The organism is Halobacillus litoralis (genome assembly GCF_020524025.1).
GTDB classification, from domain to species: Bacteria; Bacillota; Bacilli; order Bacillales; family Halobacillaceae; genus Halobacillus; species Halobacillus litoralis_D.
The window spans coordinates 1-15,155 of record NZ_JAIVKN010000002.1; the positions used below are offsets into that span (position 1 = coordinate 1).

Here is a 15,155-nt window from a genome sequence, read left to right on the forward strand (position 1 = left end):
CTCCATAAAAGTTAAGTTTGACTTGCTCATTTGCACACCGAATGTGCTTGTTTCAAATCTCTTCATAAAGAAGAAATGTTTTGACGTACTGGTTGGTTCGTTCAGTTTTCAAAGATCAACAACTGTCTCTAACGACAGTAACCAAATTCTATCATAATAAGCGATGTCTCGTCAATATTTTTCATAGATTTTTTGGTTTGTTTTTTGTTTGCTTTAAGTGCTATCAATTAAGCAACGTTAACTATGTTACATGTTTCATTCTAAATAGTCAATAGTTATCTATAAAACTTATAAACTTTTCTTACGCACATACTCCTGGGCTCCTTTTGTAATAATTTTAATAGAAAGTAAAAAGATCCCCTCCTTGCAAGGAGAAGATCTTTAATTCGATTGAATATAGTAAACAGATTTCCGTTTTTTCCTTCTTATCATCTTCGCTGCTAGTTTTGCCCCCCGCTTATCATCAGTAACAAGCAGGATATTCCCCGGGCAATCCCACCGCTCTTTTAGAAAACGTGGCAGATAATTTAAGGGAATGTTTTCAGCACCTGGATAAGGAGAACGATGGGCATGAATATAGTCCCGTATATCAATGACACAGAAATCGTCTTTATCTTCAGATCGCATTTGGTAAGGTTTTAACGATGGTCTTGAATAATATCCATAGATTACAACTATTAAAAGAAAAACGGCCAAACCATATATCCATTCCATTCCCTACGATCCCTTCAAATTAAAAAACTAGTTCTCCATTCCATTTCAACATGCCGCCTTCCATATTTACTACATTCGCAAAACCCTTTTCGCTCATAAACTCAGCAGCATTCATACTTCTTCTGCCAGAACGGCAGATCATTACGTATTGCTGATCTTTCGGAAGGTCGTCAATTGCCTGCGGAATGTCACCAAGCCGGATATGTTTAGCTGTGGGAACCATTCCTTGGGCAACCTCTTCATCTTCACGAACATCTATCACCGTAATATCTTCATTTTTTTCAATTTTCTGTTCTACTTCCTGGGGTGTAATCTCTTTAATATAACTCACATAAATCCCTCCATTTGAATAGGATGCAAGTATATTTTAATTCATCATATTTCAAAGTCAAGACTTCTGTTTGGGTGTATTTTACACTTTCATCGTTTTAAATCATAAACAAAAGAGTCCCGCACCTGTTGTGCGGGACTCTTTAAATTTAGTTTGCTACAATATTAACTAACTTACCAGGAACAGCAATAACTTTCCTGACGGTTTTTCCTTCCAGCCATTGCTGGACATTCTCATTTTCCAGCGCCAGTTTTTCCATATCTTCTTTAGAAGCTTCTTTATTTATCTTGATTTTCGCCCTAACTTTCCCCATGACCTGAACGACAACTTCCACTTCGTCCTCTATAAGTTTGGATTCATCAAACGTTGGCCAGGCTTGATAGCTGATCGTGCCGGAGTGACCGAGCTTCTCCCATAACTCTTCCGCTAAATGAGGAGCTACTGGTGATAACAGCTTCACAAAACCTTCAACATATTCTTTCGGAATTACATCTGCTTTGTACCCTTCATTAATAAACACCATCATCTGTGAGATGCCTGTATTAAATCGAAGCTCCTCAAAGTTTTCAGTGACTTTCTTCACTGTTTCGTGGTAAACCTTTTCCAATGTTGTATCTTTACTTTCCGATTGTACCGTCTCAGAAAGTTTACCTTCAACGACAAAGAGTCTCCATACTCGATCAAGGAACCTCCGCGCTCCATCCAATCCATTTGTAGACCATGCAACAGAAGCTTCCAGTGGCCCCATGAACATTTCATAAAGTCTTAGTGTATCTGCACCATGGGAATAAACAATGTCGTCCGGGTTTACAACATTCCCTTTAGATTTACTCATTTTTTCATTGTTTTCCCCTAAGATCATACCTTGGTTAAACAGCTTTTGGAATGGCTCCTTCGTAGGAACAACTCCTGCATCATATAGAACCTTGTGCCAGAAACGGGCATAAAGTAAGTGCAGCACGGCGTGTTCGGCTCCACCAATGTACACATCAACCGGAAGCCACTTTTTCAACGCTTCGTAATCAGCAAATGATTCATCATTATCTGCATCGATGTAACGAAGATAATACCAACAGCTTCCCGCCCATTGGGGCATAGTGTTTGTTTCTCTGCGCCCTTTCATTCCTGTATCCGGATCAACAACGTTCACCCATTCATCGATATTCGCAAGTGGAGATTCACCTGTACCAGATGGTTTAATTTCCGTTGTTTTAGGTAGTTCTACAGGAAGATCTTTTTCCTCAACAGGAGTAATGGATCCATCTTCCCAATGTATTACAGGAATAGGCTCTCCCCAATAACGCTGACGGCTGAATAACCAGTCACGAAGGCGGTAGGTCGTCTGCTTCTTCCCTTTCCCGTTTTCTTCGAGCCAGTCAATCGCTTTCGTGATCGCTTCATCTTTGCCTAAACCATTTAAGAAATCAGAGTTAATGTGAGGACCGTCTTCAGTATAAGCCGCCTCATTTACATCGCCGCCTTCAACAACAGGAATGATCGGCAATTCAAATTTTTGAGCAAACTCGTAGTCCCTCTCATCGTGAGCAGGAACGGCCATGATTGCGCCGCTTCCATAACTCATCAACACATAATCCGCTACCCAGATTGGCAATTTTTCTTGGTTTATAGGATTCACAGCATAAGCACCCGTAAACACACCAGACTTATCTTTAGCTAAGTCTGTACGCTCAAGGTCACTCTTGTTCTGTGCTTTTTGAATATAGGCGTCTACACCTTCTTGCTGCTCCTCAGTTGTAATTTCATTTACTAGAGGATGTTCAGGCGCAAGGACCGCATAAGTAGCACCGAATAATGTATCAGGTCGAGTTGTGAAAACGTCAAATGATTGATCGGACCCGTTAATTTCGAAGGTCACTTCCGCTCCTTCAGATTTCCCAATCCAGTTTCTCTGCATATCCTTAATACTCTCAGGCCAGTCCAAATCCTCTAAATCGTCAAGAAGACGGTCAGCATAAGCAGTAATCTTAAGCATCCACTGCTTCATCGGGCGACGCTCGACAGGGTGATCGCCCCTTTCACTTTTACCATCGATTACTTCTTCATTCGCAAGGACTGTACCAAGTGCCGGACACCAGTTAACAGCCACTTCATCAATATATGCCAAACCTTTTTCATACAGTTTCAGGAATATCCACTGGGTCCATTTGTAATAGTCCGGATCTGTAGTATTTACTTCACGGTCCCAATCATAGGAGAAGCCAAGTTCCTGAATTTGTCTGCGGAAAGTATTGATATTCTTTATTGTAAACTCCTCAGGATCATTCCCTGTATCAAGAGCATACTGCTCTGCAGGCAGACCAAAAGCATCCCATCCAATCGGGTGAAGTACTTCATATCCCTGCATCCGCTTCATACGGGATAGAATATCTGTTGCTGTATACCCTTCCGGGTGCCCAACGTGAAGCCCTGCCCCTGATGGGTAGGGGAACATATCTAAAGCATAAAATTTCTTCTTATCTGAGTAAGTATCTGTCTTAAAAGTCTTCTCATCGAGCCAATATTGCTGCCACTTTTTTTCAATGGTTTTATGATCAAAAGCCATTTCTTTTCCTCCTCTTTTTCTCTTAAGAAAATATAAAAAGCCCCTCATCCCTATATGGGACGAGAGGCTTGATTCCCGCGGTACCACCCAAATTAACACAAACTGTGTTCAACTCGACATCAATAACGGCGATCACACCGGCAGAAACTACTTCCGTTCACTTCTGCGACATCCAAGGCGAGTTCATGAAGGTCAAGGACAGCTTTCACCAACCGCTGTCTCTCTTAGTCTCGAACCAATCACTACTACTCCTCTTCTACGTCTTTCTATATCTATTCGTATCTTAATGAATGGAAAGGGCTTTGTCAAGCACTCCCCTATGGAGCCAGTATAAACCTTTCATGCTACAATACACATAAAAGTTATTGTTGGAGGATGAATAGATGTTATTGGACCGTATATTAGATTTCAGTCATTCGTTAATAAAGAAAGCTGTCCAGGATGGGGACTTTGTCATTGATGGAACCTGCGGGAATGGTCATGACACGGCATTTATGGCAGAACTTGTTGGAGAGTCCGGCCATGTGTATGCTTTTGATATTCAAGAAGAAGCTATTCAGAACACAGAAAACCGATTGAAAGAGAAGAAGTTACATGATCGGGTCACCCTCATACACGGCACACACGGCCCTGTCCATGAGCATTTAAGGTCAGAGCACAAAAATCAAATTCAGGCTGCCATTTATAATTTAGGCTATCTGCCTGGAAGCGATAAGAGTGTAATTACAACTCCAGATGAAACCATCACATCAGTGAAGAACGTTCTTTCCTCTTTAAAGAAGGGCGGATTAATTGTTCTTGTGGTCTATCATGGTCACTCTGGAGGCAGGGAAGAAAAAGACGCGCTTTTAGAGTATGTGTCTTCTTTAGACCACAAAAGCTACCACGTATTAAATTATGGTTTTATTAATCAAAAAAGGACACCCCCTTTCATTTTAGCGATCGAAAAGCATTGATTCATAAAATAAAAAAGCCGGGGCACTTACCCTTGCCGCCCCGGCTTTAATGTATGGTACATTTTCGTATTGTAATAGAAGAAAGACGCCTTTTTCCCACTTATCTTTAATAAGTCCTTCACAAAGCTTCTGCCGTTTGAAAGTCTCCCCACCTTCTGATCGGCCAAATACATTCCAACAAGTCCTTTATGTATCATTTGGTGGAAAGAGGGGTCAGGCAGTTTCTGTACTTCTTCATTTGTTCGTTCAACAAAATACTTAAACCGGCCTTTCATCTGTTCCTCATGATCATAGTAAGCGCAGAAATTCAAATCCCCTTCTCTTTCATCTTCTTCCTGATCAATATAATAGTCTAGTAAAATATGCAGCCCCTGCATGAAAGGGAAATAACTCCGTTCAATCTGCTCAGCCAGTTGCGGATTCATTTTGCTTCCAAGAGCATACGACACTAAACAAAAGATCCCAAGTGTAGATCCGGTACAGGCAGAAAATTCATACCAGTTCAGTTCAGGCCACTCGGATTGATGGTCTTCAAACCATTGCTTGAGACGAGGAATCCTCTCTTCTTCGATCACATGTTTATGCACTTGAAGGTCACTATATAGACGCCCAAGCTTTTTTGTATGTTTTGAAATGAGTTCATAACTTTCCGTTTCTCCAAGAATCTGCTGACAGGTTTCCACCAGGTCATGAAGATATCCACCATCGTCTTTTTCCTGCCTAAAATAATAATAATCCCGGCATTTGTTATTCGGAGAGAGAGCGTCTTCCATAGACAGATGAAGCATCCGGAAATCTTCCGGATCCATAGATGTACTTCGGTCACACAAATTATCGAGATAATCACTAATTGTCTGGTAAGCAACGATAAATCGAATGGCTTTTAGAGAATGTTCCCCTGCCAATAAAGCATAAATAGAACCGCCCTCACAATGAAAAGTTTTATCCTGAATACTTGAAAGCGCCTGTGTTCTAAGCTCCTTGTCAGGAATACTTTTGGCGCGGGAGGTCCAATATTCAAGCTCTTTATGAACATTTGGAAATATATTTCGGTACACTCTATACATTAAATGGATGGAATTACTCGGAACAGAACCAATCAACAGATGCTGCCTCCTTACTTTTCAGATTCATTCATATGATTCTTTAAAAACGTATGGGTATAATCATAAACATCTTCCCATTCAGGTTCGTTAAAAATTTCATGGTAGAGACCCGGCCACCGCTTATAACTTTTTTCTTTCGTCACTACCTTATTAAACCACTCGGTTGTACTTTCGACCTCTACCATAAAATCTTCTTCCGCCTGCATCACAAGCAAAGGAACATCAGGAAATTTTTCAATAGCTGAGAAAGCCAGCCGGGTTGCCTTTTGAAATTCACGGTACCAACGGATGGATACTCTATCAATGATCAGCGGGTCGTTGTTAAATTCATCGATTTTCTTTTGATTCCTCGTGATAATTTCAGGCTTTTGAGGTGCTTTGACTCGAAGGGACGGGGTGAACTTATTTAAGAGGTGAGAAACCACTTCCAGAGCTCTGCTCGCTTTATTTAAAATTCCAACTGCAGGTGAGGAGAGTACAACGCCATCAACTTCAGGCTCTCTTTCTTCCATAAAGCGGATAACAGCAAGCCCTCCCATGCTATGACCAATAATAAACACTTTCTTATTTGGATCTGCTTGTTCATACCAGGTTTGAATGGTTGCAACATAATCATTAAACGAGTGAATATGTCCTTTTTTCCCCTTCGACCTGCCTTGACCGGGAAGGTCTCCATAAATGACGGAAAAGCCATCCTCTCGGAAACGATCGATTAAATCATTATATCTTCCTCCATGTTCAAAAGCCCCGTGAACTAGGATTATGGTTGCTTTGTCATCTGGTGTCTCCAATTTCTTCACAGCGTTTCCCTCATTTCATCTGCTATACTAAGGATAACCATATTATAAGGGGGTTTTTCATGATTTGCGAATATAAAGGCAAATATCCGAAAATCCATTCCAGCGCATACATTGCCGAGGACGCTGTTATTACTGGAGATGTGACCATAGAGGAGAACGCAAGCATATGGTTTAAAACAGTCATTCGTGGAGATGTTTCGTCTGTACATATCGGTAAGAACTGCAACGTCCAAGACCTAAGCCTTCTTCACCAAAGTCCAGGAAAACCTTTGATTCTTGAAGAGGGAGTGACCATTGGCCACCAGGTCACCCTTCATTCAGCTCATATTAAAAAAAATGCACTGATCGGGATGGGGTCACTGATATTAGATGGAGCAGAAATTGGAGAGCAGGCGTTTATCGGCGCGGGAAGTCTTGTGCCCCCCGGTAAAGTCATCCCTCCAAATACTTTAGCTTTCGGCCGGCCCGCTAAGGTTGTGCGGGAACTCAACGAAGAGGACATCCAAGAACTAAACAGGGTTCGCGCTACATATGTGGAAAAAGGACAATACTATAAAGAAAAAAGAACGTAAATTATACGTACCTTTCATTAGAAAGGTACGTTTTTTCACAACAGTGATATCCATCAATCTTTTGAAAAATATAAAAAAGCTGCTCCACATAAGTGAAACAGCTTTTAGTATTATTTATTAAAAAGGGCTTTTAATTCTTCTACTTTATCAGTGCGCTCCCAAGGGAACTCTACATCTGTTCGTCCAAAGTGACCAAAAGCAGCAGTCTGGCGGTATATCGGCTGGCGCAGTTCCAGCATTTTAATAATACCTGCTGGACGTAAATCAAATAGTTTACGGACAGCTTCTTCAAGTTCTTCTTCAGAAACCTTACCTGTGCCATTTGTATTAATGGATATGGAAACCGGCTGAGCTACACCTATCGCGTACGCCAGCTGAACTTCTACAGAGTCAGCAAGTTTTGCAGCGACAATGTTTTTAGCAACATAACGGGCGGCATAAGCAGCTGAACGGTCAACTTTAGTGGCATCTTTCCCGCTGAATGCGCCACCTCCGTGACGGGCATACCCGCCGTACGTATCCACAATAATTTTTCTTCCTGTTAAACCAGCATCCCCCTGAGGCCCGCCAATAACAAAACGTCCTGTAGGATTGATAAAGTATTTCGTTTGGTTATCGATGTACCCTTCAGGAACAACCGGTTCAATGACATGTTTCTTTAAGTCCTCTTTGATCTGTTCCAGAGTAATCTCTTCCGCGTGCTGCGTGGAGATAACAATTGTATCTACACGTACAGGCTTATCATTTTCATCATATTCAATCGTGACTTGAGTCTTACCATCTGGACGCAGGTATTCAAGAGTTCCGTCATTCCTGACGTCTGACAAACGTTTAGATAGTTTGTGCGCTAAAGAGATAGGAAGAGGCATCAGTTCTTCTGTTTCATTGTTGGCAAAACCAAACATTAGTCCCTGGTCTCCAGCACCAATCGCTTCGATTTCATCGTCACTCATTTGACCTTCACGTGACTCAAGCGCAACATCGACACCTCCGGCAATATCAGGAGATTGTTCATCAATCGCTGTCAACACTGCACAAGTATCAGCATCAAATCCATACTTAGCACGCGTATAACCGATATCCTTAATGGTTTGACGTACAATAGATGGAATATCTACATATGTGTTTGTACTAATCTCTCCAGAGACAAGCACAAGCCCTGTTGTCACGGTTGTCTCACAAGCAACCCTTGCATTCGGGTCGTTTTTTAAAATTTCGTCTAAAATGGCATCAGAAATCTGATCACAAATTTTGTCCGGGTGACCTTCTGTTACAGACTCTGATGTGAATAACCGGCGATTCGCAGGCATTCTAAAAACTCCTCCTTCTCTAAGTACAAAGTATTAGACGGAACTCTTTACCAGTATGTGCAGAAACGATAAACTCGTTTCATTTATATTCTTGCTGTATCTTTTTCACACCGTTGGAGCTTTTAGATAGGAATATCTACAGGAACCTTCACCTGATTATGGATATTTCCCTCAAAAAAGAAAAAACCCTTCCTATAGCGAGGAAAGGGGCTGCTTCCTTTCGCTCTTATCGTCCAAGGAGACATTTCGACTCCTTGCTTCAGGTTAGCACCATGTCACGAAACGTGACGGTTGCTGGGTTTCAAAGGGCCTGTCCCTCCACCAACTCTGGATAAGAGAGTTTCCGTTCTCAGTTATCGTATCGAAAACCCTGTTTGTTGTCAATTGAATTTACAGGCTTTTGTCGATCTGGAGCAGAACTGTATCAGGAACATAAACGTTACCCAAAAACCTACATATGATATTGAAGAGACGGTTAGAACACTAATTTGGAAAACTTTAAGTCATTCCAATAATAGTATGGACTAATAAACCTAATGTGTTATACTAATCTCACATTAGATTTTATAAATTCAAATGCAAAGGCGGGACGACGCATATGAGTACCATTAATCAAATGTCAGAATTGAATATCCTATTAGCACAGGAACATGTTCACCAGCAATTATCTGTTCCCCATTTAGTGGAGAAAATCCTTTATCGTAATGAAGGTACATTAACTGAAAAAGGGGCCATTCAGGCTACTACAGGCACCTACACAGGAAGATCACCAAAGGACAAATTTATCGTTAAGGATGATACGACCGCCCATAAAGTAGAATGGGGTTCTGTCAATCAGCCGATTGATGATGAAACTTTTGTTCAGTTATACCATAAAGTTTTAGACTATTTAAAGGACCGTAACGAATTATTCGTTTTTAAGGGATATGCCGGCGCTGACGAACGGTACCGTCTTCCTCTTCAAGTACTTACTGAATTTGCCTGGCACAATTTGTTTGCCCAGCAAATGTTCATCCGTCCTGAAGCATCTGAACTTGAAGACCACGAGGCAGAATTCACTGTTATATCTGCTCCCACATTTAAAGCTGATCCTGAAGTAGATGGAACGAATTCAGAAGCGTTCATCATGGTTTCCTTTAAACACAGAATCGTTTTGATTGGCGGGACCGAATATGCCGGTGAAATTAAAAAGTCCATTTTCTCTGTCATGAATTATTTATTGCCTGAAAAAAATGTCCTTCCTATGCATTGCTCTGCAAATGTGGGGAAAGAAGGAGATGTCGCTTTATTCTTCGGACTTTCCGGGACAGGTAAAACCACGCTGTCGGCCGATTCCCAAAGGCGCCTGATTGGGGATGATGAACACGCATGGTCCAATTATGGAGTTTTCAATATTGAGGGTGGCTGTTATGCCAAATGTATCAACCTATCCAAAGAAAAAGAGCCTCAAATTTACGATGCGATCCACTTCGGCTCAGTGTTGGAGAACGTGGTACTTGATCCATCTACTCATGCACCTGATTATGAGGACACAAGCCTTACAGAAAACACGCGTGCTGCCTATCCATTAGAGCATATTGAAAATACAGTCCAGCCCAGCATTGCAGGACATCCAAATGCCATCATCTTTTTAACAGCAGATGCAACCGGGGTATTACCTCCCATTAGTAAACTGACGAAACAACAGGCGATGTACCACTTCTTAAGCGGATACACAAGCAAGTTAGCCGGAACAGAACGGGGGATTACAGAACCTCAGGCTACATTCTCCGCCTGCTTCGGATCTCCATTTCTTCCACTTGCGCCGTCAACTTATGCAGAAATGCTTGGAGAGAAAATCGATCAATTCAACACAGATGTCTACTTGGTGAACACTGGATGGTCAGGAGGAGCATACGGAGAAGGACAGCGTATAAAATTAAGTTACACCCGTTCCATGATCCATGCAGCCTTGGAAGGTGAGTTAAGCTCTGCTGAAACAAACAAGGATCCTTTCTTCGGTTTACACATCCCTGCTCATTGTCCAGGGGTGCCGGACGAAGTGTTATCTCCAAGAAAAACATGGGCGAATGCCGAAGCGTATGATGAGAGCGCCAAAGCCCTGGCTGCCAAGTTCCACGAGAATTTCAAAAAATTCACTTATGCCAGTGAAGAAATAAAACAGGCAGGCCCGACTTACCGAAATGAATAATCTCTCAAAATTCAGAAAGCCCCCGTTTATTTAAATAAGCGGGGGCTTTCTGATGTTATTATTTTATGGATTCCAATCGCTTCAAACACTCTGGAAGAACTTCGTCCTTCATCATAAAACTAAACCGATCGTTCGTCCGCAGATTTCGCGGTAAGTGGCGGAACAATACTGGACCATGCGTCTCAAAGTAATGCTCTTGATCAGCCAATTCTGAAATGGTGGCAAAATAAACATTTTTTATTACCGTTCCACCTTTTCCTTCTACATGGTATTGTCCGACATAGGTTAATTCTTGGATTTGTGCACCTGTCTCTTCTTTGACTTCTCGAACGGCAGCATCTTCAGCCGTCTCCCCCTGTTCCACTTTACCTCCTGGAAATTCCAGTCCTCTGTCTTTATGCTTGGTCAATAACCATTGGTTGTTATAACGGCAAATGACCCAAACATGTTTCGGTGACTCAGAAAAGGGATGATCTTCAAATGATAAACGGACAGGGTTTTGATAAAAATCATAAAAAGTTTTCATGTCTGCTCAACTGCCTTTAATACATGATATACGTTCTATTTAACACCTGTATAAATCGTACCATAAGCGACCGCAAATACAAACCAGTCCGCAGATAATCTTTATTGGAAGATCAGAAAACTCTCACGAAAAGCAGGTATGTAGAAATCAGAAAACCGCTTCTTGAAAAGGAAGCGGTCTATTATTAATTGTCCAGAACACCCATCTCAGCTATGTGGTGCTTCGTTGTATCATCGCCCAGGTCATAAATCTGCTGAAATGCCTTCTTCATATCAGCGTCTGTATCATCGTTATCCTGATCTTGATGATAAGGCATAAATGGGATGTGAGCGCGATAAAATGAACGGTTGTCCGCTTCTTCTAACGCATTAAACACCTCACGAAGCGTAATCACCTCATCAGATGTGGCATAAATTACAAAGTCATCATTATTCGCATCATGATTTAAGGAAATCTCTCTTGTTCCCATGTTAATGTAATATTTATCTCTATCCATGCTTCATCCTCCTTGGTCCTAGTGTGAACCATAGACAGGAAGCTTATTACAAGGAAAACAAGCTGGTCTACAAATTTGCCACATAACGCTTTTTCGTTATGGCATGCAGATAATCATCGTCTACCTCCACACCTATTCCTGGACCTTGTGGAACTTGAATTTCTCCATATTCCAGTTTGATACCAGAAGTTAACAAATCCCTTTTGAAATATCTCTCAGAGCTTGAAAGGTCTCCAGGGATTGTAAAATTAGGCAAAGAAGCAAGCGCGAGGTTATGGGCTTTTGATATTCCTGATTCTACCATACCTCCGCACCAGACCGGCACCCCGTGGTCTTGACAATAATCATGTATGTTTAAGGCGGCAGTTAAGCCTCCAACACGACTTATTTTCACATTAACCACACGACAGCTGTCCAGTTGAACAGCTTGAACAGCATCATGAAAGCACATAATGGACTCATCCAGACAGATTGGTGTTTCCATTTGTTTTTGTAACCATTGATGCAGATAAAAATCACCAGCTGCAAAAGGCTGTTCAATCATAAGCATCTGGTACCGATCCAATTCATATAAGCCCTCTATGTCTTTTTCCTCATATTGCCCATTTGCATCTATCATAATCGGCAGGTCGGGGTCGAGGCTTTGGACTGTTTCGATCATTTGTCGTTCATGTCCCTTCTCCACCTTCAACTTGTATCTTTGATAACCTTCTTCTTTTAACACAGAAAGTTTCCCTTCTAAATTATCCTCTAAACTCAAAACGGCCCCTGCTTTAACGGATGTACGCTCTCCCCCAATTAAGGACTGAAGACTTACACCCCGCTGCTTTGCATAAAGGTCCCACAGGGAGCCTTCAAGACCTGCTTTCGCCATAGGATGACCTTTTACCGCTTCACTGAGCTGTGCGAAATCCCTGGGGTGATGAACACTGCTTGTCGATAATAAAGGAATTAACAACTGCTCAAGAACATACCATGCAGTCGTCAGGGTCTCATACGTATAAAAAGGAGCAGGAAAAGCCGTTACTTCTCCGTAACCTATATTCCCTCCGGCATCATGCGCCTCAACAATAATAAGCGGGCGGGTTTCTAAAGAGCCTTGATGAGTGACAAATGGAGATTTCATAGAGAGTTCAATTTCCCTTAGAACTACTGCCCTGATATTCATGACCTGTCCCCTTCTTCAAGATGTGAAAATAAATGTCTTCGAAGCAGCTTATTGGATGCATTTCTCGGGAGTTCTTTGACCCAGTAATATTCTTTAGGTGTCTTATATTTCGCAAGCTTTCCTGCCATACCATTAATGATTTCCTTATCAGATAACTTCTGGTTTTCTGCTACAAGAAAAGCGACAGGTACTTCCCCCCACTTCGCATCCTTCCGTCCTGTTACCCCTGCCTCCCGGATTCCCGGAATCCCTGTCAATACTCCTTCAATTTCTGCAGGGTAAACATTTTCTCCCCCGGAGATAATGACATCTTTCACCCGGTCCACAACATATAAAAAACCATCCTCATCTTCATAACCGAGATCTCCTGTGCGCAATGGACGATCTTCGTTATTATGACGGTTGTAATATCCTTTGGATACCATCGGACCTTTCACAATAATTTCGCCTGTTTCCCCTTTATCTGCATCGATCCACAATTCTGCCAGGCTGAGAGCTTTACCTGCAGACCCCAGCTTTTTAAATGCATCAGCGGGACTGAGGGTTGCTATTTGTGACGATGTTTCTGTCATGCCATATGTCTGAAATACAGGGATTTGCTTTTTCGCCGATTCATGAAGCAGACTTTCTGGTACTGGCCCACCACCAAGCAGCATACAGCGAAAGGAATCCGGATAACTCCGCTCTTTCAATTCTTCCACTAACTTTTGAAGCATGACCGTTACGACTGAGGCATGAGTCACGCCTTTATGAAAAATAGCTTCCTGAACATCTTTTACATTGAATTTGTCCATAAGAAAGACCGGCATTCCATAAACCACACTCTTTATTAAAATAGAAAAGCCGCCGACATGAAAAAGCGGCAGACAAGCAAGCCATTTGTCTGATAAATGAAGCCCAAGATTAAGGGATGAAGCAACAGCGCTGTACCAGTGGTTTCCATAAGTATGCATCACAGCCTTCGGATTTCCTGTTGTACCTGATGTATACATCATTGTATACACGCTGTTTAACATGAACGAATCCTTTAACGCATACTTTTCTTCAGTAATTTCATTCAATTGTTCTATACCTTGGATAGGAATATTTAATTCAGCCACCGAATCTTCAGCCAGTTTTTCTAACCGTGAGCCGACAAATAAATGCTCTACTTGTGCATCTTGTAGTTGATAAGAAATCTCAGAAGACGTCAGCCGGGTATTCAACAGGACGACTACAGCCCCAACATAACTGATGGCATGAATAAAAATGGGATAGGTCCAGTGATTTCCTGAAAGAAAAGCGACATGATCGCCTTGTTTCACTCCTAAATCCATAAGTCTTTGAGCCATTTGTCTACTTTTCTTCCTTAATTCATTAAAAGTAAGCTTATACCCTTCAGGTGTTTCGAGAGCCGTTTGCTCTGGATTTAATTGTGCTTGTTTTTCCAGCCAGTGAGGGATACGTTCACTCATGTCTACCTTCCCCTTCCCTACTCATGATGTGAGTAGATTATGCTCAATGACGCAGCTCCTAGTTTTTTTGCAGGCCACTGTGTCTAAAAAAAGGGCATCCCCGATTGGGGATGCCCTTTTCCTACACTAGTGACAAAGGAATCAAGGAAAACGAGGGAACTGATCAAAGTCCGGTTTTCTCTTCTCCTTAAAGGCATCACGGCCTTCTTTTGCTTCTTCAGTCGTATAATAAAGCAGAGTTGCATCTCCACCCATTTGTTGAAGACCAGCAAGACCATCTGTGTCAGCGTTTAAAGATGCTTTCAAGAAACGAAGAGCAGTTGGTGATTTCTCAAGCATTTCTCTACACCATTGAACAGTTTCAGCTTCCAATTCTTCAAGCGGAACAACCGTATTAACAAGACCCATCTCCTCTGCTTCTTTAGCGCCATACTGACGGCACAGGTACCAGATTTCACGGGCTTTCTTATGACCGACAATACGTGCTAAGTATCCAGCACCATAACCAGCATCAAAACTTCCGACTTTCGGACCGGTTTGACCAAAGATGGCGTTATCTGCAGCAATCGTCAGATCACACACAATATGTAACACATGTCCGCCACCGATAGCATAACCTGAAACCATTGCAACTACAGGCTTAGGAATAACGCGGATCAAACGCTGAAGGTCCAATACATTCAAGCGAGGGATTTGATCGTCCCCAACATACCCGCCATGACCGCGGACTTTTTGATCTCCACCAGCACAGAAAGCATCATCTCCAGCACCAGCAAGGACGATTACACCAACATTGGAATCATCACGCGCATAGGCAAATGCATCAATTAATTCATGTACCGTATGAGGACGAAAAGCGTTCCGCACCTCCGGACGATTAATAGTGATCTTAGCAATCCCTTCAAATCTTTCATACATAATATCTTCATACTCGCGTTCTCTAACCCAATCAAAAGACATTGTTCTTC

Annotated in this window: 14 protein-coding genes, 1 riboswitch and 1 other annotated feature; of the genes, 3 read left to right on the top strand and 11 right to left on the bottom strand. The window is 42.0% G+C overall.

Translation table 11 applies throughout. From position 1 onward, the window contains the following. Positions 1-381: 381 nt before the first annotated feature. The 3 genes from LC036_RS06680 to leuS all read right to left on the bottom strand — a co-directional run bounded on the left by LC036_RS06680 (position 382) and on the right by leuS (position 3,608). On the bottom strand, positions 382-714 hold the full coding sequence (locus LC036_RS06680; protein WP_226580079.1) for a rhodanese-like domain-containing protein: 333 nt from the start codon (positions 712-714) through the stop codon (positions 382-384). A 19-nt stretch (positions 715-733) separates the two neighbouring features. Beyond that, positions 734-1,045 carry a rhodanese-like domain-containing protein gene (locus LC036_RS06685; protein WP_226580081.1) on the bottom strand — a complete coding sequence of 104 codons (312 nt, stop codon included), beginning with the start codon at positions 1,043-1,045 and terminating at the stop codon, positions 734-736. Between the two features lie 148 nt (positions 1,046-1,193). Next, positions 1,194-3,608 carry a leucine--tRNA ligase gene (gene leuS, locus LC036_RS06690; protein ID WP_226580083.1) on the bottom strand — a complete coding sequence of 805 codons (2,415 nt, stop codon included), beginning with the start codon at positions 3,606-3,608 and terminating at the stop codon, positions 1,194-1,196. 52 nt (positions 3,609-3,660) lie between these two features. Further along, positions 3,661-3,876: a binding site (T-box leader), on the bottom strand. Between the two features lie 115 nt (positions 3,877-3,991). Between leuS and LC036_RS06695 the strand changes: the two genes are divergently transcribed. Next, positions 3,992-4,564: a class I SAM-dependent methyltransferase gene (locus LC036_RS06695; protein ID WP_226580084.1), complete on the top strand. Its 573-nt coding sequence runs from the start codon at positions 3,992-3,994 to the stop codon at positions 4,562-4,564. Positions 4,565-4,590: 26 nt separating this feature from the next. Here the strand turns inward: LC036_RS06695 and LC036_RS06700 are convergent, their stop codons facing one another. Together LC036_RS06700 and LC036_RS06705 are read right to left on the bottom strand one after the other, a co-directional pair. After that, on the bottom strand, positions 4,591-5,664 hold the full coding sequence (locus LC036_RS06700; protein WP_226582432.1) for a tetraprenyl-beta-curcumene synthase family protein: 1,074 nt from the start codon (positions 5,662-5,664) through the stop codon (positions 4,591-4,593). 17 nt (positions 5,665-5,681) lie between these two features. After that, positions 5,682-6,470 carry an alpha/beta hydrolase gene (locus tag LC036_RS06705; protein ID WP_226580086.1) on the bottom strand — a complete coding sequence of 263 codons (789 nt, stop codon included), beginning with the start codon at positions 6,468-6,470 and terminating at the stop codon, positions 5,682-5,684. A gap of 59 nt (positions 6,471-6,529) precedes the next feature. Between LC036_RS06705 and LC036_RS06710 the strand changes: the two genes are divergently transcribed. After that, positions 6,530-7,042, top strand: coding sequence for a gamma carbonic anhydrase family protein (locus LC036_RS06710; protein ID WP_226580088.1), 513 nt, complete (start codon positions 6,530-6,532; stop codon positions 7,040-7,042). A 110-nt stretch (positions 7,043-7,152) separates the two neighbouring features. Here LC036_RS06710 and metK read toward each other — a convergent pair whose 3' ends face one another. Next, the gene (metK, locus tag LC036_RS06715) at positions 7,153-8,352 is read right to left on the bottom strand and encodes a methionine adenosyltransferase (RefSeq protein WP_226580090.1); all 1,200 of its coding nucleotides are present in this window, start codon (positions 8,350-8,352) and stop codon (positions 7,153-7,155) included. 223 nt (positions 8,353-8,575) lie between these two features. Then, a riboswitch (SAM riboswitch) is annotated at positions 8,576-8,690 on the bottom strand. Positions 8,691-8,950: 260 nt separating this feature from the next. Here metK and pckA point away from each other — a divergent pair. Then, positions 8,951-10,543, top strand: coding sequence for a phosphoenolpyruvate carboxykinase (ATP) (pckA, locus tag LC036_RS06720; protein ID WP_226580092.1), 1,593 nt, complete (start codon positions 8,951-8,953; stop codon positions 10,541-10,543). Positions 10,544-10,601: 58 nt separating this feature from the next. Here pckA and ytkD read toward each other — a convergent pair whose 3' ends face one another. The 5 genes from ytkD to menB form a co-directional block, all read right to left on the bottom strand. Continuing rightward, positions 10,602-11,069: an RNA deprotection pyrophosphohydrolase gene (ytkD, locus tag LC036_RS06725; RefSeq protein ID WP_226580095.1), complete on the bottom strand. Its 468-nt coding sequence runs from the start codon at positions 11,067-11,069 to the stop codon at positions 10,602-10,604. 184 nt (positions 11,070-11,253) lie between these two features. Beyond that, a complete protein-coding gene (locus tag LC036_RS06730) occupies positions 11,254-11,565 on the bottom strand; it encodes a hydrolase (RefSeq protein ID WP_226580098.1) in 312 nt (103 codons plus the stop codon). A 67-nt stretch (positions 11,566-11,632) separates the two neighbouring features. Then, entirely contained in the window at positions 11,633-12,733 is a 1,101-nt protein-coding gene (menC, locus tag LC036_RS06735; protein ID WP_226580100.1) for an o-succinylbenzoate synthase, read from the bottom strand. After that, on the bottom strand, positions 12,730-14,187 hold the full coding sequence (locus tag LC036_RS06740; RefSeq protein WP_226580103.1) for an o-succinylbenzoate--CoA ligase: 1,458 nt from the start codon (positions 14,185-14,187) through the stop codon (positions 12,730-12,732). The genes menC and LC036_RS06740 overlap by 4 nt, the downstream gene beginning before the upstream one ends. 141 nt (positions 14,188-14,328) lie before the next feature. Beyond that, complete coding sequence (gene menB / locus LC036_RS06745; protein WP_226580106.1) at positions 14,329-15,147, bottom strand: 1,4-dihydroxy-2-naphthoyl-CoA synthase; 819 nt, start codon at positions 15,145-15,147, stop codon at positions 14,329-14,331. Positions 15,148-15,155: the final 8 nt, after the last annotated feature.

Excerpts from the sequence above, each read along its gene's own strand:
- LC036_RS06680 (WP_226580079.1), bottom strand. The coding sequence starts at position 714 with ATGGAATGGATATATGGTTTGGCCGTTTTTCTTTTAATAGTTGTAATC.
- leuS (WP_226580083.1), bottom strand. The coding sequence starts at position 3,608 with ATGGCTTTTGATCATAAAACCATTGAAAAAAAGTGGCAGCAATATTGG.
- LC036_RS06695 (WP_226580084.1), top strand. The coding sequence starts at position 3,992 with ATGTTATTGGACCGTATATTAGATTTCAGTCATTCGTTAATAAAGAAA.
- LC036_RS06710 (WP_226580088.1), top strand. The coding sequence starts at position 6,530 with ATGATTTGCGAATATAAAGGCAAATATCCGAAAATCCATTCCAGCGCA.
- metK (WP_226580090.1), bottom strand. The coding sequence starts at position 8,352 with ATGCCTGCGAATCGCCGGTTATTCACATCAGAGTCTGTAACAGAAGGT.
- pckA (WP_226580092.1), top strand. The coding sequence starts at position 8,951 with ATGAGTACCATTAATCAAATGTCAGAATTGAATATCCTATTAGCACAG.
- ytkD (WP_226580095.1), bottom strand. The coding sequence starts at position 11,069 with ATGAAAACTTTTTATGATTTTTATCAAAACCCTGTCCGTTTATCATTT.
- LC036_RS06730 (WP_226580098.1), bottom strand. The coding sequence starts at position 11,565 with ATGGATAGAGATAAATATTACATTAACATGGGAACAAGAGAGATTTCC.
- menC (WP_226580100.1), bottom strand. The coding sequence starts at position 12,733 with ATGAATATCAGGGCAGTAGTTCTAAGGGAAATTGAACTCTCTATGAAA.
- LC036_RS06740 (WP_226580103.1), bottom strand. The coding sequence starts at position 14,187 with ATGAGTGAACGTATCCCTCACTGGCTGGAAAAACAAGCACAATTAAAT.
- menB (WP_226580106.1), bottom strand. The coding sequence starts at position 15,147 with ATGTCTTTTGATTGGGTTAGAGAACGCGAGTATGAAGATATTATGTAT.